Origin of the sequence: Microbacterium sp. CR_7 (genome assembly GCF_041954755.1) — a bacterium.
Taxonomy (GTDB): Bacteria; Actinomycetota; Actinomycetes; order Actinomycetales; family Microbacteriaceae; genus Microbacterium.
This window is the reverse complement of record NZ_JAVAYF010000003.1, coordinates 537,811-556,110: the sequence shown is the minus strand read 5'-3', so window position 1 is coordinate 556,110 and position 18,300 is coordinate 537,811. Positions and strand designations below refer to the sequence as shown.

The 18,300-nt window shown below is 69.7% G+C and carries 17 protein-coding genes; 7 read left to right on the top strand and 10 right to left on the bottom strand.

Annotated features, from left to right (window positions below; all coding sequences use genetic code 11):
• Nucleotides 1-41: 41 nt before the first annotated feature.
• Nucleotides 42-938, top strand: coding sequence for an SDR family oxidoreductase (locus tag RAC81_RS08835; RefSeq protein ID WP_375082012.1), 897 nt, complete (start codon nucleotides 42-44; stop codon nucleotides 936-938).
• Between the two features lie 143 nt (nucleotides 939-1,081).
• Entirely contained in the window at nucleotides 1,082-1,870 is a 789-nt protein-coding gene (locus RAC81_RS08830; protein WP_375082011.1) for a DNA/RNA non-specific endonuclease, read from the top strand.
• Nucleotides 1,871-2,069: 199 nt separating this feature from the next.
• Here RAC81_RS08830 and RAC81_RS08825 read toward each other — a convergent pair whose 3' ends face one another.
• The 3 genes from RAC81_RS08825 to RAC81_RS08815 form a co-directional block, all read right to left on the bottom strand.
• The gene (locus tag RAC81_RS08825; RefSeq protein WP_375082010.1) at nucleotides 2,070-4,421 is read right to left on the bottom strand and encodes a glycoside hydrolase family 65 protein; all 2,352 of its coding nucleotides are present in this window, start codon (nucleotides 4,419-4,421) and stop codon (nucleotides 2,070-2,072) included.
• Entirely contained in the window at nucleotides 4,418-5,377 is a 960-nt protein-coding gene (locus RAC81_RS08820; RefSeq protein ID WP_375082009.1) for a TIGR03885 family FMN-dependent LLM class oxidoreductase, read from the bottom strand. Before RAC81_RS08820 ends, RAC81_RS08825 begins: the two co-directional genes overlap by 4 nt.
• Nucleotides 5,378-5,497: 120 nt before the next feature.
• Nucleotides 5,498-6,250, bottom strand: coding sequence for an SDR family NAD(P)-dependent oxidoreductase (locus tag RAC81_RS08815; protein WP_375082008.1), 753 nt, complete (start codon nucleotides 6,248-6,250; stop codon nucleotides 5,498-5,500).
• 125 nt (nucleotides 6,251-6,375) lie between these two features.
• On the opposite strand from RAC81_RS08815, the gene RAC81_RS08810 reads away from it, so the two are divergent.
• The gene (locus RAC81_RS08810) at nucleotides 6,376-7,347 is read left to right on the top strand and encodes an AraC family transcriptional regulator (RefSeq protein WP_375082007.1); all 972 of its coding nucleotides are present in this window, start codon (nucleotides 6,376-6,378) and stop codon (nucleotides 7,345-7,347) included.
• Here the strand turns inward: RAC81_RS08810 and RAC81_RS08805 are convergent.
• The gene (locus tag RAC81_RS08805) at nucleotides 7,338-8,204 is read right to left on the bottom strand and encodes a zinc-binding dehydrogenase (protein WP_375082006.1); all 867 of its coding nucleotides are present in this window, start codon (nucleotides 8,202-8,204) and stop codon (nucleotides 7,338-7,340) included. The two genes, RAC81_RS08810 and RAC81_RS08805, sit on opposite strands and share 10 nt — an antisense overlap.
• 231 nt (nucleotides 8,205-8,435) lie before the next feature.
• Entirely contained in the window at nucleotides 8,436-8,975 is a 540-nt protein-coding gene (locus tag RAC81_RS08800) for a TetR/AcrR family transcriptional regulator (protein WP_375082005.1), read from the bottom strand.
• An 88-nt stretch (nucleotides 8,976-9,063) separates the two neighbouring features.
• Between RAC81_RS08800 and RAC81_RS08795 the strand changes: the two genes are divergently transcribed.
• On the top strand, nucleotides 9,064-10,011 hold the full coding sequence (locus tag RAC81_RS08795) for an SDR family NAD(P)-dependent oxidoreductase (RefSeq protein ID WP_375082004.1): 948 nt from the start codon (nucleotides 9,064-9,066) through the stop codon (nucleotides 10,009-10,011).
• Between the two features lie 33 nt (nucleotides 10,012-10,044).
• Here the strand turns inward: RAC81_RS08795 and dnaB are convergent, their stop codons facing one another.
• Entirely contained in the window at nucleotides 10,045-11,418 is a 1,374-nt protein-coding gene (dnaB, locus tag RAC81_RS08790; protein WP_096713560.1) for a replicative DNA helicase, read from the bottom strand.
• 538 nt (nucleotides 11,419-11,956) lie between these two features.
• On the opposite strand from dnaB, the gene RAC81_RS08785 reads away from it, so the two are divergent.
• Together RAC81_RS08785 and RAC81_RS08780 are read left to right on the top strand one after the other, a co-directional pair.
• Nucleotides 11,957-12,982, top strand: a complete 1,026-nt coding sequence (locus RAC81_RS08785; protein ID WP_375082003.1) for a hypothetical protein — start codon at nucleotides 11,957-11,959, stop codon at nucleotides 12,980-12,982.
• A gap of 107 nt (nucleotides 12,983-13,089) precedes the next feature.
• Nucleotides 13,090-15,114 (top strand): beta strand repeat-containing protein, encoded by a 2,025-nt coding sequence (locus tag RAC81_RS08780; protein ID WP_375082002.1) that lies wholly within the window; start codon nucleotides 13,090-13,092, stop codon nucleotides 15,112-15,114.
• 448 nt (nucleotides 15,115-15,562) lie between these two features.
• Here RAC81_RS08780 and rplI read toward each other — a convergent pair whose 3' ends face one another.
• From rplI to rpsF, 4 genes are read right to left on the bottom strand one after another with little or no spacing between them, the layout of a single operon-like run.
• Nucleotides 15,563-16,015, bottom strand: coding sequence for a 50S ribosomal protein L9 (gene rplI, locus RAC81_RS08775; RefSeq protein ID WP_096713563.1), 453 nt, complete (start codon nucleotides 16,013-16,015; stop codon nucleotides 15,563-15,565).
• An 11-nt stretch (nucleotides 16,016-16,026) separates the two neighbouring features.
• Nucleotides 16,027-16,281 carry a 30S ribosomal protein S18 gene (gene rpsR, locus RAC81_RS08770; protein WP_096713564.1) on the bottom strand — a complete coding sequence of 85 codons (255 nt, stop codon included), beginning with the start codon at nucleotides 16,279-16,281 and terminating at the stop codon, nucleotides 16,027-16,029.
• 49 nt (nucleotides 16,282-16,330) lie between these two features.
• On the bottom strand, nucleotides 16,331-16,834 hold the full coding sequence (locus RAC81_RS08765; protein WP_096713565.1) for a single-stranded DNA-binding protein: 504 nt from the start codon (nucleotides 16,832-16,834) through the stop codon (nucleotides 16,331-16,333).
• Nucleotides 16,835-16,839: 5 nt separating this feature from the next.
• On the bottom strand, nucleotides 16,840-17,208 hold the full coding sequence (gene rpsF / locus RAC81_RS08760) for a 30S ribosomal protein S6 (protein ID WP_096713566.1): 369 nt from the start codon (nucleotides 17,206-17,208) through the stop codon (nucleotides 16,840-16,842).
• 228 nt (nucleotides 17,209-17,436) lie between these two features.
• Here rpsF and RAC81_RS08755 point away from each other — a divergent pair, with 228 nt between their 5' ends.
• Nucleotides 17,437-18,141 carry a hypothetical protein gene (locus RAC81_RS08755; RefSeq protein WP_375082001.1) on the top strand — a complete coding sequence of 235 codons (705 nt, stop codon included), beginning with the start codon at nucleotides 17,437-17,439 and terminating at the stop codon, nucleotides 18,139-18,141.
• The last annotated feature ends 159 nt before the right edge of the window (nucleotides 18,142-18,300 follow it).

Sequence of the window (18,300 nt, the reverse complement as noted above, 5' to 3'; positions counted from 1 at the left end):
CGACCGACCACCACGACCGGAAAACAAGGAGAGGACACACCATGTCTCGTGACCAGTACACCTTCGTCAACCCCGCCGAGCTCTACTCCGACATCGAGCCGCAGAAGCAGCACATGCCCGAGCCGGGCCTCGACGCCGACCTCACGCCGAAGGCCGACCTCGGCGAGGAGTCGTACCGCGGCACGGACCGCCTGAAGGGGCGCAAGGCCCTCATCACGGGCGGCGATTCCGGAATCGGCGCGGCCACGGCCATCGCGTTCGCGCGCGAGGGTGCCGACGTCGCCCTGTCGTACCTGCCCGAGGAGGAGGAGGATGCGGCGCGCATCGCCGGCATCCTGCGCGAAGCGGGTGCGAACGTCGCTCAGATCCCCGGCGATCTGCGTGACCCCGAGTACTGCCGCACCCTCGTGTCGGAGGCGGTCGGGGCGCTCGGCGGACTCGACATCCTCGTCAACAACGGCGGCAAGCAGATCTTCCAGGAATCGCTGACCGACATCACCGACGAGCAGTTCGACGACACCTTCAAGACCAACGTCTACGCGATGTTCTGGATCACGAAGGCCGCCCTGCCGCACCTCAAGCCCGGCTCGACGATCATCAACACCACGTCGATCCAGGCGTACTCGCCGTCGGAGACCCTGGTCGACTACGCCTCGACCAAGGCGACGATCAACGCGTTCACGAAGGGCCTCGCGCAGCAGCTCGCTCCGAAGGGCATCCGCGTGAACGCCGTGGCGCCCGGCCCGATCTGGACGCCGCTGCAGCCGAGCGACGGCCAGCCCCAGGAGAAGATCGAGCAGTTCGGCGAGGAGACCCCGCTCGGCCGCATGGGCCAGCCGGCCGAGCTCGCACCCGCCTACGTGTTCCTCGCGTCGGCCGAGTCGAGCTACGTCGCCGGCGAGACGCTCAACGTGAACGGCGGCATGCCCACCCCGTGATCGGGATGCGTCGGCTCGCACACTCGTGATGTCGAGACCCATCGCGCTCGCCGAGACCCACCGTCCGGTACGTCGGGGGCGGTGGGTCTCGGCGTGGGAGGTGGGTCTCGACGCGTGTCGGTGGGGCAGGGCACGATGGAGCCATGGCCGACGGATACGACCTCGACTTCCTGCCGACCCGACTACCGCTGCCTCGACCGGCGAGCGCTGTCCGTGAGCTGACCTACCCGCGATTCACCGTGCTGCTCGATCCGGAGCGCCGACTCGCCGCGGTCACGGGAGTGAACATCGACGGCGGGCAGCTGCAGGACCTGCCGCGTTCGGGCGAGTGGCGACTCGACCCCCGCGTCGACGCCGACCTGCAGACCGGTCCCGAGGTGTACGCGCGCAACGACCTCGACCGCGGGCACCTGGTGCGGCGTCGCGACCCTGGCTGGGGCGGCACCGCCGAGGCTCGGGCAGCCATGGAGGCGACGTTCTTCTATCCGAACGCCGCACCGCAGGCCGCGGGGTTCAATCAGTCGAAGGAGCTGTGGCTCGGTCTCGAAGACCACGTGCTCGCGTACGCGGAGTCCACCGACCAGCGGATCTCGGTGTTCACCGCTCCCGTGCTCGGCGACGACGATCCGCCGTACCGCGGCATCCGCATCCCGCTGCAGTTCTGGAAGGTCGCGGCCTGGCAGGGCGCCGATGGACTCGCCGCGGCGGGCTTCGTGCTCGATCAGTCCGAGCTCGTCGACACGGCGGAGGGGATGCTGGCCGCGCCCCCTCTCGGGGCCTTCCGCACGTTCCAGGCGCCGATCGCGGACATCGCCGACACGGCGGGCATCGACCTCGGTCCGCTGACGGATGCCGACGTACTCCCGCGTCGCTCCTCGGTGCGGCCCCTTGAGGGCATCCCCCTGCGAACGGCAGGTGACATCGTGCTCTGACCGCGCCGGCTCGCCCGCAATATTCCGATCGACAATTCCTCTTGCGTCGGCGGGCTCGTGGTGTCACGCTTGCGAAGCACCCGTTCGCGCCGCAACGCGGGCGGGCGCGGCGTCGCTTGTGTGGCGATGCCAGGCGGGGCGCCCTTTCCGCCGCCTCCCCCGTGGTGGGGGCGTCCCGCCTATCCGACCGCCGGCCGCGTCAGCCGAACGCCTCGTGCGCCGGTCGCGGCTCACGGTGCAGCGGCTGCGGTGGCCGCGGGCCCCGGTCCGCCAACGGGGGTGTCGCCGCCGTGACGCCGCCCGCTCCGACGACGATCTCCTCCTCGAAGTGCCTGACGGTCAACGGCGTGCTCCCGCTGTAGCGGTAGGTCGTCTCCGTCGGAGAGATCTCGACTCGCAGCGTCTCGCCGTGGATGCGTATGCCGAAGGCGAGGCGAGTGATCGGCTGCGGCAGACGCGGGGCGAACCGGAACCCGTCGGCGGTTTCACGCATCCCGCCGAAACCGGCGACGATCGCCGTCCACACCCCCGCGAGCGCAGCGATGTGCAGACCCTCCTCGGTGTTCCCGTGCACGTCGTCGAGGTCGATGGTCGCGACCTCGGCGAGATAGTCGTAGGCGAGGTCGAGGTGGCCGACCTCGGCCGCGATGACCGCCTGCGCGGAGGCGGACAGAGAGGAGTCCCGCACGGTCAGCGCCTCGTAGTAGGCGAATGCCCGAGCCTTCTGCTCCGGCGTGAACGCTTCATGCGCGAAGTGCAGCGCCAGCACGAGATCGGCCTGCTTCAGCACCTGCTTGCGGTACAGGTCGAAGTAGGGGAAGTGATCGTGCAGGAGGTACTGGTCCGCGCCGGTCGACTCGAAGTCCCACCGCTCGAGGTCGGTGTACCCGGCGGATTGCGGGTGCACACCGCGCACCTCGTCGAAGGGGATGTGCATCGCGGATGCCGCAGCCACCCACTCCTCCTCCTCGGTTACTCGGATGCCGAGCTCACGACTCTTCTCCGGGTGGCGACGCGCCGCCGCGGCCGCTCCCCGGAGGTTCAGCTGCGCCATGAGGTTCGTGAAGACGTTGTCGTTCGCGATGGCGGAGTACTCGTCCGGACCGGTCACGCCGTCGATGTGGAACGCGCCGTCGGCATCCCGTCGACCGAGCGACAGCCACAGTCGAGCGGTCTCGGCGAGGAGCTCGAGACCGTAGTCCCGCTCGAAGCCGTGGTCTCCGGTCGCGCGCACGTAGTGGAGCACCGCCGCGGCGATGTCGGCGTTGATGTGGAAGGCCGCGGTGCTCGCCGGCCAGTACCCCGAACTCTCCCTGCCGTCGATGGTGCGCCACGCGAACGCGGCGCCGTCGAGATGCAGCTCCTTCGCCCGATCGCGCGCGTGATGGAGGGTCGAGTGTCGCCAGCGCAGCGCCTGCTGCGCAGCATCCGGAGCCGTCGCCGTGAGCACCGGAAGGACGAAGGCCTCGAAGTCCCAGAAAGTGTGACCCTGGTATCCGGAGCCGGTGAGTCCCTTGCCCGGAACGGAACGCACCTCTGCGCGCGCCGCGGCCTGGAAGACCTGGAACAGCGCGAACCGCACCGCCTGCTGCAGCCCCGGCTCCCCCTCGACCTCCACGTCCGCGCAGCGCCAGTAGTCGTCGAGCACCTCACGTTGACCCGCGAGGAGGCGGTCCCATCCGTCCGCTCGTGCCCGCGCCACCGCGAACTCCGCTCGATCGCGCACCGTCGCGGCCGTCAGGGCGGACTCGAAATCGTGCCCCACGTACTTCACGATCTCCAGGCGCTCGCCCGGCTCGAGCCTGACACGGATCGTGGTGCGCGCCAGGTCGTCCTCCGCTTCGCTCGAGACGCGCGGTTCCGACTCGATGATCTGGTGATCCATCGCGACGCCGACCGTCAACCCGCTTCGCCGCGTACGGTGCACGAGTGTCGCGCGTGCGGCGACCACATGGGCTTCGACGGCGTCGAGCGGCTCGGTGAGCAGCTCCTGCACCCGCGGGTCGTCGTGCTCGATCGGCAGCGGCTCGTTCGCCCGCAGCTCGGAGATCAGTGTGATGTCCGACGCACGATCGACGGTCTCGACGACGTAGCGGATCGCGGCGATCGCCCGGTGACGGAGCGAGACGATCCTGGTCGACTCCACGCGAACCCGCCGGCCTGAGGGGCTGGTCCAGTCGAAGCTCCGGTGCAGCGTCCCGGCCCTCAGGTCGAGCCGCCGCTCGTGCGACGCCAGCGTGCCGGTCTCGATATCGAAGGACTCGTCGTTGACCACCAGCCGGATGATCTGGCCGTTCTGCACGTTGATGACGCTCTGCCCGACGTCCGGATAGCCGTAGCCGTCTTCCGCGTACGGCATCGGATGCTCTTCGAAGACGCCGTTGAGGTAGCTCCCCGCGACTCCGCGGGGATCGCCCTCGTCGAGGTTGCCACGCCAGCCGAGGTGGCCGTTCGACAGTCCGAAGACGGATTCCTCCTGGGCGAGGCGATCCGGCGCGACACCGGAGACGCTGATCGCCCAGGGGTCGACGTCGAAGCGCGCCGTGGTCACAGAACCCTCCTCAGCCGCGGAAGGAGATCGCTCTCACAGCGCCGGAGGAAGTCCGCCTGATCCCGTCCGACGTGATGCAGGTAGATATGGTCGTAGCCGTGCGCGACCTCGGCGATCCGGTCGGCGAGGTCGGCCGGATCGTCGGAGATGAGCACACCCTGCTCCAGAGCGTCGTCGGAGGGGACGATCGCGGCCTCGAAGTCCTCCGGGTTCTCGACGTCCCACGTGCTCACACCCTGAGCCATCGTCTGTGACCACTGCTCGCGTGCCGCGGCGAGGGCTGTCTCCCGAGTAGGCTCGAGACTGAGGTGGATCTGCAGTCGAGCGGGTCCTCGGCCGCCGGCGCCGCGGAACCGCCGAAGCGCCTCGGCCGTCTGCTCCGCCTGCGAGCCGACGGTGATCATCCCGTCGCCCCATTCCGCCACCCACGCGGCGGTCTCGGCGCTGACTGCGGCACCCACCAGCGGCACCGGCTGCTCGGGAAGCGTCCAGATCCTGGCGTCGTGGATGCGGATGAGGCCGTCCACGTCAACCCGCCGCCCGTCGAGCAGCGCGCGGATCGCGTCGACGCTCTCGCGCAGTCGCTGCTGACGCACCGGCTTCTCCGGCCACGGATCGCCCGTGACGTGCTCGTTCAGGTTCTCACCACTGCCGAGCGCGACCCAGAACCTCTCCGGGAACATCTGCGCCAGCGTGCCGATCGCTTGCGCGATCACCACCGGGTGGTACCGCTGGCCCGGTGCGTTCACGAGACCGAACGGAATGCCGGTCTGCGCCATCGCGGCACCCAGCCAGCTCCACGCGAAGCCCGACTGCCCCTGCGCCGTCGTCCACGGGGCGAGGTGGTCGGAGCACATCACCTCGTCGAAACCCACCAGCTCCGCGAGCCGGACGGCCGTGAGCAGCTCCCGGGGCGTGTGCTGCTCATGCGAAGCGTGGTAGCCGACCGTGACCATCTGGGCTCCTCCCCGCGGCGGAACCCTTGGTCCGCCGTCGCGTTCGTCCGTGTGGCGACGACGCTATCTCGTCGCGATCACCCGGGGCAGCGGGTTGCCTTCGCGCGGCCCGACCGGGTATCAGACCTGATTCGCCCCGCCGTCGACGTAGAGATTCGCGCCGACGACGTAACTGCTCTCGGGCGAGGCGAGGAAGGCGACCACCGCCGCGGCTTCCTCGGGGCTGCCCATCCGCCCCCTGGGCACGGTGGCGGCGACGTGCTCCTTCATCGCTCGAGCGGCGTCGTCGTCGCCGAACGCGGCCATGCCGCCCGGGGTCTCGATCCACGCGGGCGAGACGACGTTGACGCGGATGCCGCGCGGTGCGAGCTCGGTCGTCCAGGTGCGCGCCAGGGAGCGCACGGCGGCCTTCGACGCGGCGTAGGCGCCGAACGCCTCGACTCCTCGGTCGGCGGCCGTCGATCCGACGAGGATGACCGACGCTGCGTCGCTGAGCAGCGGCAGGGCCTTCTGCACCGTGAACAGCAGTCCTCGAACATTCACACCGAAGATCTGGTCGAGGTGCTCCTCCGTCGTGTCCTCCAGCGACACGAAGGATGCGACGGCGGCGTTCGCCACCAGGACGTCGATGCTTCGGCCTCGGGCGCGGACCGCCGCGTAGAGACGGTCCACATCCGCGCGATTCGAGACGTCGCCGATGACGCCGGTGGCGCGGTCGTCGCCGATCGTCTCGACCGCGCTCCCCACCTCCGCGTCGCGTCTCCCGATGATGAAGACGTGCGCGCCCTCGTCGGCGAGCAGGGTCGCCGAGGCAAGGCCGATGCCGCTGCTGCCTCCTGTGATCACCGCTGTCTTGCCGTCGAACCGTCCCATTTCGTGTCTCCGCTCCCGATCTCCGGCCGACGCCCTGTCGGCTCGATGACTCCATCCTGCGGGGGGCGTGAGTATGATCGGTCAACGAGAATCCACATTTCATTGTCGATCGTCCAGGAGGTCGCGTGCTGGGGTACGGCGATCCGGTAGCCGACGCCATCGGTCTTCTTCGTCCGCGCACCGTCGTCGGGCCGAGCATTCGCGCGACCGGGGAGTGGGCGCTGCGGTTCGACAGCTTCCCCCATGTGCGCATCGGCGGCCTCGTCCGCGGCTCGTGCTGGTTGATCCTCGACGGTCAGGAACCGGTTCTCCTGCGCGAGGGCGACACGTTCCTACTGGGGAACCCGCCCGCGTACACACTCGCCAGCACGCCGGGAGCCGATGCGCCGGCTGCCCAGGCACTGTGGGACGCGGGTGCCGATGCCGACACCGGCGTCGTGATGATCGGACCGGAATCGGACGACGACCTCTATCTGTGCGCCGGACACATCGCCTTCGACGACGACAACGCCGGGATCCTCACTGATCTTCTTCCGCCGCTCGTCGTCGTCCGAGCGACGGATCCGCACGGCATGCGGCTAGGTCAGCTGATCGATCTGCTCGCGACCGAGGTCGGCATCGCGGCAGCCGGCGGACCGCTGGTCGAGAGTCACCTGGCGCAGATCCTTCTCGTGTACATGCTCCGTGCGCACGCCGCGCAGTCCGCGCGGCCGACCGGATGGCTCAGCGCCCTGAACAGCGACGGGATCGGCGCCGCGATCCGCGCGGTGCACGCCGACGTCGCATACCCCTGGTCGCTGCGAGAGCTGGCACGGATCAGCCACATGTCACGCTCCGCGTTCGCGGCGTCGTTCAAGCAGCACGTCGGGGTGCCGCCGCTCGAGTACGTGACGCAGTGGCGCATGAGCCTCGCTCGAGACATCCTGGTTCGCGACACCATGTCGATCTCGGAGCTGGCGTGGTCGAGCGGGTACCTCTCGGAGAGCGCGTTCAGCACGGCCTTCCGACGAGTGGTCGGCTCGTCTCCGGCACAGTTCCGCAAGGCCGCACATCGAGCGCCAATGGCGGAGGCGTCAGCGGCTGGTCCTCACGCCTGATCCACCCGGAAGACGACCCTGCCGCCCGATCGCGGTCCTCCTTCGGCGACCCAGTCGCCGAGCTCGGCCCACGGCCTGACGTCGAGCGGGCCGACGTGGAGGTCATGGTCTGCCGCGAGATACGTCATGTCCGGCACCAGGTCCGGTTCGGCACCCAGGAAGAAGCTGGTGATCGAGCGGTTCGCCGTACTCGGATCGGCGACGAACGCGCCGTACGGGAACATCTCGTCGGCTCCCGCCGCGTGGCCCAGCGCGATCACCGTGCCCCCGGCATCGAGCAGCCCATACGCCGCCACCAGCTGCTCACCGCCGATCAGGTCGAGAGCGCCGTGGACGCGTCCGCCGACCGATTCGACGCTTCGATGCGTCTCGCTCGCTCCGAGGCGCCGCAGCTCACGGTGTCGATCGGCATCCCTCGCCACGGCGACGACGTGCGCCCCGGAGCGGGCGGCGATCTGCACGGCGACGCGCCCGACCGCTCCGGTTGCCCCGACGATCAGAATCCGCCGCCCGAGAATCGACCCGAGCCTGCGAACCCCGCGCAGCGCGCTGGTCGCAGGCACCGGAAGAGTCGCCAGATGCTCCGCCGTGAGCGCGGTCGACGCCCGCGCCGTCATCGCATGCGGCACTGCTCTCTGCTCGGCCCAGCCCGCCGCATCCAGGCTGAGGAAGATGACGCGCTCCCCCACGCGCGGTCCGTTGCCGTCAGCGGCCGGCGCGACCACGACCCCGCTCCCGTCCCAGCCCGGGATCGCACCGTCGGGCAGGTCACGAAGCCCCGCGAGGTCGCCGGGGTTCGGGGCGAACGCGTCGACACGCACGACGAGTTCGTGCGACCTGGGGGCGGGGTCAGGCACCTCCCCGAGCGTCAGTCCACTCAGAGAACCCGAGTCCTTCGTCCACGCGAGCATGCATCGTTCCTTCCCGTCCTGTGTACCCGGAACCGGAGCCGCCGCGACGGCATTCCCCCGACCGACTCGCGGCGCTCCGATCGCAGGCACCGGACAGCACCGTGCCCCGCTGGCGGCGAGCGGGATGGCAGGCGCCTCGACCCAGAGCAGCGGCGGGCCTGACTCGGGCCCCGGACGTCACTCGGGTCGGATGCCGCCGAGGAGGACGTCGAGGAACAGGCGACGGTCGCCGTGGTCGCCGAGGCGGACGGCGTGCTCGACACCGCAGATGAGGTGCTCGAGCTGGACGATCGTGAGGTCGTCGCGCACCAGCCGCTCGCGGCGCGCTCGGTCGAGCACGGCCTGGAAGGACTCGAAGATCTCGACCTTGAGCGCCCGCACGTCGGCTTCCTCGTCGTCGGGCGAGAGCAGGACGGCCTGCAGTCCGCCGTCTTCCAGCTGCAGTGCGAGGGCGTTCTCGAGGAAGGTCGCGAGAGCGGAGCGGGTGTCGTCCTGCGCGGATGCTGTGCGCGCGATCTCGACCATGCGCTCCAGCGTCTCGACGGAGAGCGCCTCGACGAGCGCATGCACGGTCGGGAAGTGGCGGTAGACGGTGCCGACGCCGAGTCCGGCGTCTCGCGCGACGGCGTTGAGGCTCAGAGAGTTGCGCGGATGCTCTCGAGCGGCGTCGAGGATCCGCTGGCGGCTGCGCACCGCATCCGCCCGCACCTGTCGCATGCGGAGAGTCTATCAGTCCAAGCGGATAGTAAATCCGTTTGTGTTATGTTCAAACGGATAACTCATCCGCTTGACTCGAAGGATCCCCATGACCTGGAACCCCGCGCAGCTCCCCGACCAGACCGGTCGCACTCTCGTCGTCACGGGCGGCACGGCCGGGATCGGCTACTTCGCCGCCGAACAGCTCGCCGGCGCCGGCGCAGACGTCGTACTCGCCTCTCGCTCCGCCTCCAAGCTGGAGCGCGCCGAGGCGTCGATCCGCGAGCAGGTGCCCGGCGCATCCGTGCGGAGCGTCGTCGTCGACCTCGCCTCTCTCGAGTCGATCGATCGCGCGGCCGAGACCCTGCGCGCTCTCCCCCGCCTCGACGGACTGCTGCTCAACGGCGGCGCTATGACGCTGACGAAGGCGCGCGGAGCGACGACCCGCGACGGACTCCTGCTGCTCCTCGGCACCCACGTCGTGTCGACCGTGCGGCTGCTCGCCGGCATCCTGCCCGCTCTCACCGCGTCGGCCGAGGCGCACGCCGCCACCGGCCGCATCGTGCACACGTCCACCGGGTTCGTCAGCCGTTTCCCGGCCGACGTGTCCGACGCCACTCGCGTCCCGCGGCTGGCGATCAGCGCGTACACGAAGGCGAAGACCGTGACCGAGGTGTTCGCCTTCGAGCTCGATCGACGTCTGCGCGCCAAGGGGATGCCCGTCGCGTCACTCGTCGCCCGCCCGGGCGTCGGCGTCGATGCGAAGACCCCGGAGCGCGCCGGCATCCGCGACGCCACGACGCCGTACCAGCGCAACCCCTACACGCCGTGGGCCCAGGGCAAGGACACGGCCGCGTGGTCCTCGGTCCGGGCACTCACCGATCCGCAGGCCGAGGGCGGGGAGTACTACTCGCCCACCGGGGCGCTGCGCGGGCGGCCGGTCCGCATCACTCCCCTCGCGCGCACGCACGACCCCGACCGCGAAACGGCGGTATCGGTCTGGACGCAGCTGGAAGACCTCGCGGGCGTGACCATCCCGGTGCCCGCGCTGCGGTGACGCCCGCCGCGAATGCACGGCGGGCGCGACGACTCAGTTGAAGTCGCCGCCCGGGGCCATGTCGGCGAAGCGCGAGTAGTGACCCTGGAACGCGACGGTGATCGTCGCGGTCGGACCGTTGCGGTGCTTCGCGACGATCAGGTCGGCCTCACCCGGGCGCACGTCCTTGTCGTAGACGGAGTCGCGGTGCAGCAGGATGACCATGTCGGCATCCTGCTCGATCGAGCCGGACTCGCGCAGGTCGCTGATCGCGGGCTTCTTGTCCTGCCGCTGCTCGGGGCCGCGGTTCAGTTGCGAGAGCGCGATGACGGGAACCTGCAGCTCCTTGGCGATGAGTTTCAGGCTTCGCGAGAACTCCGAAACCTCCTGCTGACGCGACTCGACGCGCTTGCCCGACGTCATCAGCTGCAGGTAGTCGATGATGACCATCTTGAGTCCGGCGCGTTGCTTGAGACGACGGCACTTCGCGCGGATCTCGACGAGCGTCATGTTCGGGCTGTCGTCGATGTAGAGCGGAGCGTCGTTGATGCGCCCGCGGGTGGAGGCGACGGTCGTCCAGTCGCGCGGGTCGAGCGTTCCCTTGCGCATGTTCTGCAGCGGGATCGCGCCCTCGGCGCTGAGCAGACGCATGGCGATCTCGCTCTTGCCCATCTCGAGCGAGAAGAAGATCGAGGGGTAGTCGTGGCCGATGGATGCCGCGCGCGCGAAGTCGAGCGCGAGCGTCGACTTGCCCATGGCGGGTCGGGCGGCGACGACGATCATCTGACCGCCGTGCAGGCCGTTGGTGAGTTCGTCGAGCTCCCGGAATCCGGTGGGGATGCCGGTCATCGAGCCGTCGCGCCCGTTGGCCGCCTCGATCTCCTCGACCGCGGCGTCGACCGCGACCGTGAGCGGCACGTAGTCCTCGGCCGTCTCCGAGCCGGTGACCGAGTAGATCTCGGCCTGGGCGTTGTTCACGATGTCGGTCGCGTCGCCCTGGCCGTCGTACCCGAGCTGCACGATGCGCGTGCCGGCGTCGACCAGGCGGCGTAGGATCGCGCGCTCCGAGACGATGCCCGCGTAGTAGCCGGCGTTGGCCGCGGTGGGGACGATCGAGGTCAGCGTGTGCAGGTAGTCGGCGCCGCCGGCGCGGCTCAGCTCGCCCGTCTTGATGAGCTCGTCGGTGACGGCCACGACGTCGGTGGGCTCACCATGGGAGTACAGCGACAGGATCGCCTCGTAGATGAGCTCGTGCTTGGGGATGTAGAAGTCGGCGCCCTTGAGCGTCTCGATCACATCGGCGACGGCATCCTTCGACAGCAGCATTCCGCCGAGCGCGCTCTGCTCGGCGAGCAGGTCGTGCGGCGGGGTGCGCTCAGGCTTGCGCTGGCCCCCGAGGCGCTCCTCGGAGATGTCGGCGATCGACACACTGCTCCCTTCGCTGCGACTGTCCCCCGGTGCGCGCCGCGACCGCGCCGCGCTCTGATTCCGGTCGAAGGACGATCTGCGCAGCAAATCACGGGCCTCCGACATCGGGTCGCTGGACCACGCTACGAGCGGGTGTTTCCGGTCGCAACACGGCCTGTGGATAACCATGTGGAGAGCGTGCGGAGAAGTCCGGAGTGTCTGTGCAGAACGGGTGTGGATAACCCGGTGGAGTATCGGAACTTTGCCGGTTCTTTTTGCCTTTGGACTGGGCTTTCTTGATTCCCCAACCTGTGGATGGGAAAGTGCTTCAAGTGAACATTGAAGGTTCGGGACATCCGTGCGGGGATGTGTAGAACCTGGGGAAAGTCAAGCGGAGATTTCACCGGGCGCGTCGGCGCTCGCGCCGCCGAGGATCCTGCGCGAAGTGTCATCGATCCCCTACCAGATCGGTCTAGACAGAGCAATATTCAGCGAGTATCGTCGCCTCCACATTGAAGTGAGATTCAGCAACGATCGTCTTTCGGGGAGGGAAGCCGACGTGAACGCTCAAGCGACCCGACGTGGCGTACCCGCCGCCGTCCTCTGGGGTGGCGTGGGCGCTGTCGCGTGGGCCGCGATCACGATCCTCACGGGTGGCTCCTCCGCACACGCAGACGAGCAGTCAGATGCTCCCCTTCTCGACAGCGTCTCCTCGCTCGTGAGCCAGACCGTCTCGACCGTCGGCAGCACCGTGACCGCGGTCACGCAGCCCGTGGTCACGGAGGTCGTTGCTCCCGTCGTCACCGAGGTCGTTGCTCCCGTCGTCACCGAGGTCGTTGCTCCCGTCGTCGAGCATGTGGCCGCGCCCGTGCCGCAGGCAGCCCCCGCCGTGGTCGAGACCGTGACCGAGACCGTCGCAGCGGTTCCCGTCGCCGGACCGGCGACCGCACCCGTCGTAGAGACCATCGCCGACACCGCACAGGCCGCCGTGGCTCCGGTCACCGACCTGCTGCAGCAGACTCCGCTATCGCAGATCGTCCGCCCGGTGCAGGATGCCGTCTCGGCCCTGCCGATCGTCGGCAGCCTCGTCGACGACCTGGGCGTGGACACCCTGATCACCGACGTCGTCGGCGTCGTCGACGAGACCACCGCCGTCGTCGGCGGGGTTGTCGAGAACACGCTTCCTCCGGTGCTCGTCGTCCTCGACCCGGCCTCGGGAATTGCCGCGGATCGCCCTGATTCCGCGGCATCCTCCGTGTCGAACTCGCATGCACGGGGTACCCGTGCGCCCGCATCCGCGACGGCCGAGAACTCCGCGATCCCTGCAGTCGAGCCGGTAGCCGTCCCCGCTGCCCCGGCCACGGGTGTGCCCGCATCCGACGAGGAGAAGGCTCCGTCTCCCTCGCACGGCGGTTCTCCCGCCATCCCCGCGTCCGCCGGTTCCGGCGGCGCCTCCGGTCTCTCCCACGCGCGTCTCAGCGATGTGGGTCCCTTCGCGCTCCGTGCCGTGGAGCGCACCCCCGGTGCAGCCGACGACGTCCTGCCGACGTCGCTGGTCGCCGACACCGACGTCTCCCCTGACTGACGGGTCGTCCGGTCGCTCCTCGTGAGCGACAGATGCCGTGCTGCGCGCGCACTCACTTCGCGCGCACCCACATCAGACGACTCGATTCCAGTCAGGAGAAGGACATCATGCGCACGATCCTCAAGCGGGCCCTGTGGGGCACGCTCATCGCCGGCGGGGTCACCCTGTTCGGCGCGACGGCCGCCAACGCGGCCGACACCTCGGGAGCAGACGGACTGCTCTCGGGAACGCAGGCGGACACCCCCGTCTCGGTGCCCGTCACGATCGTCGACAACGCGATCTCGCTGCTCGGAGACTCCTCCGCGCAGGCGGCTCCGGCGCCCGCCCCGGCACCGGCACCCGCCCCGGCACCCGCTCCGGCACCCGCACCCGCACCCGCTCCGGCGACGAGCGGCGACGACGGTGTCGCGTCGGGCACCCAGGCGGTCGTCGCCGTCACCGTCCCTGTGACAGTGAGCGGCAACGGCATCAGCCTCCTGGGCGACTCGTCGAGCGCACCGGCCGCACCCGCACCCGCACCGGCAGCCCCCGCCGCCACCCCGTCGGTCACCACGAACGGCGCCGACGGCGTGCTCTCGGGTTCGCAGGCGCTGCTCGACGTCGACGTGCCGATCACCGTGACCGGCAACTCGCTCTCGCTCCTCGGCGACAGCGCTTCGACCGGACAGGACGCCGCGGCACCGGCATCCGGCTCCGGCACCTCGGATGCCGCAGCACCGAGCACCTCGGGTGACGACGGCGTCGCGAGCGGCACGCAGGTGACCGCACCCGTCACCGCCCCGGTGAACGTCAGCGGCAACGCCATCTCCCTCCTGGGCGACAGCTCCAGCGAGGGCGGCACCGCCGCTGCGGCCGGTTCCTCCGCCCCCGCCACGGGTTCGACCACGACCGGAGACGACGGCATCCTGGGCGGCAGCCAGGTCACCGCACCCGTCACCGCCCCGGTGAACGTCAGCGGCAACGCCATCTCCCTCCTGGGCGACAGCTCCAGCGAGGGCGGCACCGCCGCTGCGGCTCCCGCCGGCTCGGGCACCCCGTCGACCGAGGCCTCGACCTCGGGTGACGACGGCGTCGCGAGCGGCACGCAGGCGACCGCTCCCGTCACTGCTCCCGTGACCGCCACCGGCAACGCGATCTCGCTCCTGGGCGACAGCGCCACCGACGGCGGTTCCACGCCGGCCGCTCCGGCCGGGTCGACGGCTCCGTCCACGGGCGCGACCACGAACGGTGACGACGGCGTCGCGAGCGGCACGCAGGTCACCGCTCCCGTCACCGCCCCGGTGACCGCCACCGGCAACGCCATCTCCGTCCTCGGAGACAGCGACGTCACGGGTGGAACGGCTCCGGTCGCTCCGGCCACCGGCGGCACCTCGACCGGAGGCACCACCTCCGGTGACGACGGCGTCCTCGGCGGAACCCAGGTCACCGCTCCCGTCACCGCCCCGGTGACCGCCACCGGCAACGCCATCTCCGTCCTCGGAGACAGCGACGTCACGGGTGGAACGGCTCCGGCCGCTCCAGCCACCGGCGGCACCTCGACCGGAGGCACCACCTCCGGTGACGACGGCATCCTCGGCGGAACCCAGGTCACCGCTCCCGTCACCGCTCCCGTGACCGGAACCGGCAACGCCATCTCCGTGCTCGGAGACAGCGAGGTGACCGGCGGCTCCACGACCGGAGCCCCGACCACCGGCGGCCCGACCACGGATGGCGTGACCACCGGTGACGACGGCATCCTCGGCGGAACCCAGATCACCGCGCCCATCACCCTCCCGATCACCCTCGGCGGCAACGCCGTCTCGGTCGGCGGCGACAGCACGGTGACCGGCCCCGGCACGGACCCCGGAAGCGATCCCGGCACCGACCCCGGCACCGACCCGGGAACGGACCCCGGCACCGACCCCGGTACTGACCCGGGAACGGACCCTGGTACCGACCCGGGAACCACGCCCGGCACGACCCCGACCACTACGGCGGCTGCGCAGTCGTCGAGTGGAGCCGTGACGGCAGCCGGTTCGTCGCAGGGACTCGCCCAGACGGGTGACGCCTCCTCCACGGGTCTCGCAGCCCTCGCCGCAGTACTGCTGCTCCTCGGAGCAGGGATGCTGCTGCGTCGCCGCCTGACCGTGTGACCCAGGTCCCGGTGGTGCTGCGTCCTCGGGGGAGGAGGCGCCGCACCGCCGGTGCGCGGGTCCCGGAACGTCGGGAGGGGGACCCCTCCCCCGCCCGGCGGTGGATCGCGACGCCGCGCAGCACGCGGATGCCCCGTGTCCCCAGCACGGGGCATCCGCCATGCCCTCGGCATCCCTCCGCCCCTACCTCGCGCCCCCCTGCTCCCCCCCTGCTCCTCTCTCTCTGCGCCGACACCCACCACCCGCGCCCAGACCCACCACCCCGCACGTCGTGGGTGGTGGGCTTCGACGCGGAAGGTGGGTCCCCGCGCCGGGGACGGGCTCGGCGCCGGGGTGGGTCTCGGCGCCGTGACGAGGCCGGCGCGGGGACGGGGCCGGCGCGAAAGGGAGGGGGATGCAGAACGCCCCCTGTCCCGAGGGACAGAGGGCGTTCTCGCGAAGACGTCGCTTACTTGGCGGCGACGACCTGCAGGGTGATGACAGCGGTCACGTCGTCGTGCAGACGGACGGTGGCCTCGTGCTCGCCGACCGACTTGATCGCGGAGGTGATGTGCACCTTGCGCTTGTCGATCGAACCGAGACCGGCAGCCGCGACAGCGTCGGCGACATCGGCGGTCTTGACCGAACCGAAGAGACGACCCTCGTTGCCGGCCTTCACGGCCAGGCGGACCTTGGTGTCTTCGATCGAGTTCTTCAGCGCCACGGCCTCGTCGCGGTCGTGGATCGCGCGAGCCTGACGAGCAGCCTGGATCGAAGCGACCTGCTTTTCGCCACCGCGGGTCCACGCCGTAGCGAAGCCCTGGGGGATGAGGTAGTTGCGGGCGTACCCGTTCTTGACCTCGACCACGTCACCGGCGCTTCCGAGCCCGGCGACCTCGTTCGTGAGAATCAGCTTTGCCATGTCGGTACCCCTCAGCGGCCAGCGCCGGCGTAGGGCAGGAGAGCCATCTCGCGAGCGTTCTTGATCGCGCGAGCGATCAGACGCTGCTCCTGCACGGAGACACCGGTGATACGACGGGCGCGAATCTTCCCACGCTCCGAGATGAACTTGCGAAGGGTGGAGACATCCTTGTAATCGATGACACCGACCCGGATCGACTTCGCGGGAGCGGCGTTCTTCGCGCCCTTCCGCGGCTTGCGGCGGTCGCCGCTCGACTTTCCAGCCATTGGTTTTCCTTAGTTATGAGACGGATGCCGCAGCATCCGGAGATCTGTTTCAGAAGGGGGTGTCGTCGCCGAAGCTGCCCGGAGTGCTCCAGGCATCGGCGCTGGTCGACGAGCCGGGCGTGGACCACGGCTCCTCCGACACCTGCTGCTGAGCGGGACGGGACTGTCCGCCACCGCCGCCACCGTTCGACGCCGCACGGGTGACCTGCGCGGTCGCGTACCGGAGCGAGGGGCCGATCTCGTCGACCTCCAGCTCGATCGCGGTCCGCTGGTTGCCCTCACGGTCCTGGTAGGAGCGCTGACGCAGACGGCCCTGCGCGATGACGCGCATGCCCTTGGTCAGCGAACCCGCCACGTGCTCGGCGAACTCGCGCCAGACCGACGCGCGGAGGAACAGCGCTTCGCCGTCCTTCCACTCGTTCGCCTGACGGTCGAAGTTGCGCGGGGTCGACGCGATGGTGAAGTTCGCCACCGGCAGTCCGTTCTGCGTGTAGCGCAGTTCGGGGTCGGCCGTGAGGTTTCCCACCACGGTGATGACTGTTTCGCCGGCCATGAGACTTACGCCTTCGCTGCCTTGGCGGACTTGCGAGCGGCCTTCTCCTCGGCGCGCTTGGCCTCGGAAGCGATCATCGCCTGAGCTTCCTCGGCACGCAGCACCTTGGTGCGCATGATCTGCTCGTTCAGCTTGAGCTGACGGTCGAGCTCCTGCGTGGCCTCGCTGGTCGCGGTGAAGTTGACGACGGCGTAGATGCCCTCGGTCTTCTTCTGGATCTCGTACGCGAAACGGCGCTTGCCCCAGACGTCGACGTTCTCGATCGAGCCACCATCGTTGGTGATGACCTTCAGGAACTTGTCGAGCGTAGGAGCGACCTGGCGCTCGTCGATCTCGGGGGTCAGAATGACCATGAGTTCGTACTGGTGCGTCACTTACCCACCTCCTTCGGACTAGAACGGCTCTCGGGACTTTCCCGGGAGCAGGAGGGTGTGTAGCACGTCGTCCGTCCGGGCATCCGAATGGGCGCCTGAGGGCAGACAACCTCGTCAGTCTAGCGGAGTTTCCTCTGCGCTGCTGCCAGTCCGCCTGCGACGGGCTGGCATGCTGGTGGGGTGCGTGCTGATCGTCAGCGCCCACAGACGACCGAAGGGGGAACGCGCATGCGCGTCAACAAGATCGGGGCAGGCTTCGTCCTGGCCGCCGCCATCCTGCTCACCGGCTGTTCCGCACCGGCGGACGAGCCGAAGGACGACACCGCGTCGTCCACGCCCGCCGCGGAGGAGAGCACCGCTCCCGCATCCGACTGCCCGGAGCTCACCGAGGGAGCCACCGTCGACGGGGCCACCCTCGGCGGATGCATCACCGAGGCGATGACCGACTCGCAGGGCTACGCCGCGAAGATGACCGTGCTCGGCATGGAGACCACGGCGCAGTACGACCCGTCGACCGACGCCGTCGCGTGGTCGACCCCGATGGGCTCGGTCGTCGTGATCGGCGACGACGAGTGGGTCAAGTCGTCGACCAGTGAGTGGCAGGTCGCCGACCCGAACTCGTCGGACCCGATCGTCGCGGGCCTCAGCCAGGCCGCGGCCACCGCGAACGACACCGACCCGGCCGTGGCAGCCGGCGCGCTGTCGGGCGAGTTCACCGTGACGGGCAAGGGCTCGCGCCTCGGTCAGGACGTCTACATCCTGACGGGCACCGCCGAGCAGCAGGGCGTCTCCGTCGACATGACCTACGAGGTCACCGCCGACTACGTGGTGCTCGCGACCACCGGTGCCACCGAGGCCGCCGGTCAGTCGATCGAGACCTCGCTCGAGATCACCGAGTGGGACGTGAAGCAGGACATCGTCGCACCGCTCTGATCGATGACTCACGAAGCGGGTCGGGGCGCATGCCCCGGCCCGCTTCGCTTTTCCCGCTGTGGCGTCAGGCAGGAGATCGCACGCTGTGCAGGAGATCGCACGCTGTGCAGGAGCATCCGTCGTATCCGGTCCTGCAATGCGTGCGATCTCCTTCGTCAC

Bases quoted from the DNA above. Each gene is read 5' to 3' on its own strand.
- RAC81_RS08815 (WP_375082008.1), bottom strand. From the start codon at position 6,250: ATGGGACGGTTCGACGGCAAGACAGCGGTGATCACAGGAGGCAGCAGC.
- RAC81_RS08835 (WP_375082012.1), top strand. From the start codon at position 42: ATGTCTCGTGACCAGTACACCTTCGTCAACCCCGCCGAGCTCTACTCC.
- RAC81_RS08820 (WP_375082009.1), bottom strand. From the start codon at position 5,377: ATGGTCACGGTCGGCTACCACGCTTCGCATGAGCAGCACACGCCCCGG.
- RAC81_RS08795 (WP_375082004.1), top strand. From the start codon at position 9,064: ATGACCTGGAACCCCGCGCAGCTCCCCGACCAGACCGGTCGCACTCTC.
- RAC81_RS08765 (WP_096713565.1), bottom strand. From the start codon at position 16,834: ATGGCCGGCGAAACAGTCATCACCGTGGTGGGAAACCTCACGGCCGAC.
- RAC81_RS08830 (WP_375082011.1), top strand. From the start codon at position 1,082: ATGGCCGACGGATACGACCTCGACTTCCTGCCGACCCGACTACCGCTG.
- rpsR (WP_096713564.1), bottom strand. From the start codon at position 16,281: ATGGCTGGAAAGTCGAGCGGCGACCGCCGCAAGCCGCGGAAGGGCGCG.
- rplI (WP_096713563.1), bottom strand. From the start codon at position 16,015: ATGGCAAAGCTGATTCTCACGAACGAGGTCGCCGGGCTCGGAAGCGCC.
- RAC81_RS08800 (WP_375082005.1), bottom strand. From the start codon at position 8,975: ATGCGACAGGTGCGGGCGGATGCGGTGCGCAGCCGCCAGCGGATCCTC.
- RAC81_RS08755 (WP_375082001.1), top strand. From the start codon at position 17,437: ATGCGCGTCAACAAGATCGGGGCAGGCTTCGTCCTGGCCGCCGCCATC.
- RAC81_RS08780 (WP_375082002.1), top strand. From the start codon at position 13,090: ATGCGCACGATCCTCAAGCGGGCCCTGTGGGGCACGCTCATCGCCGGC.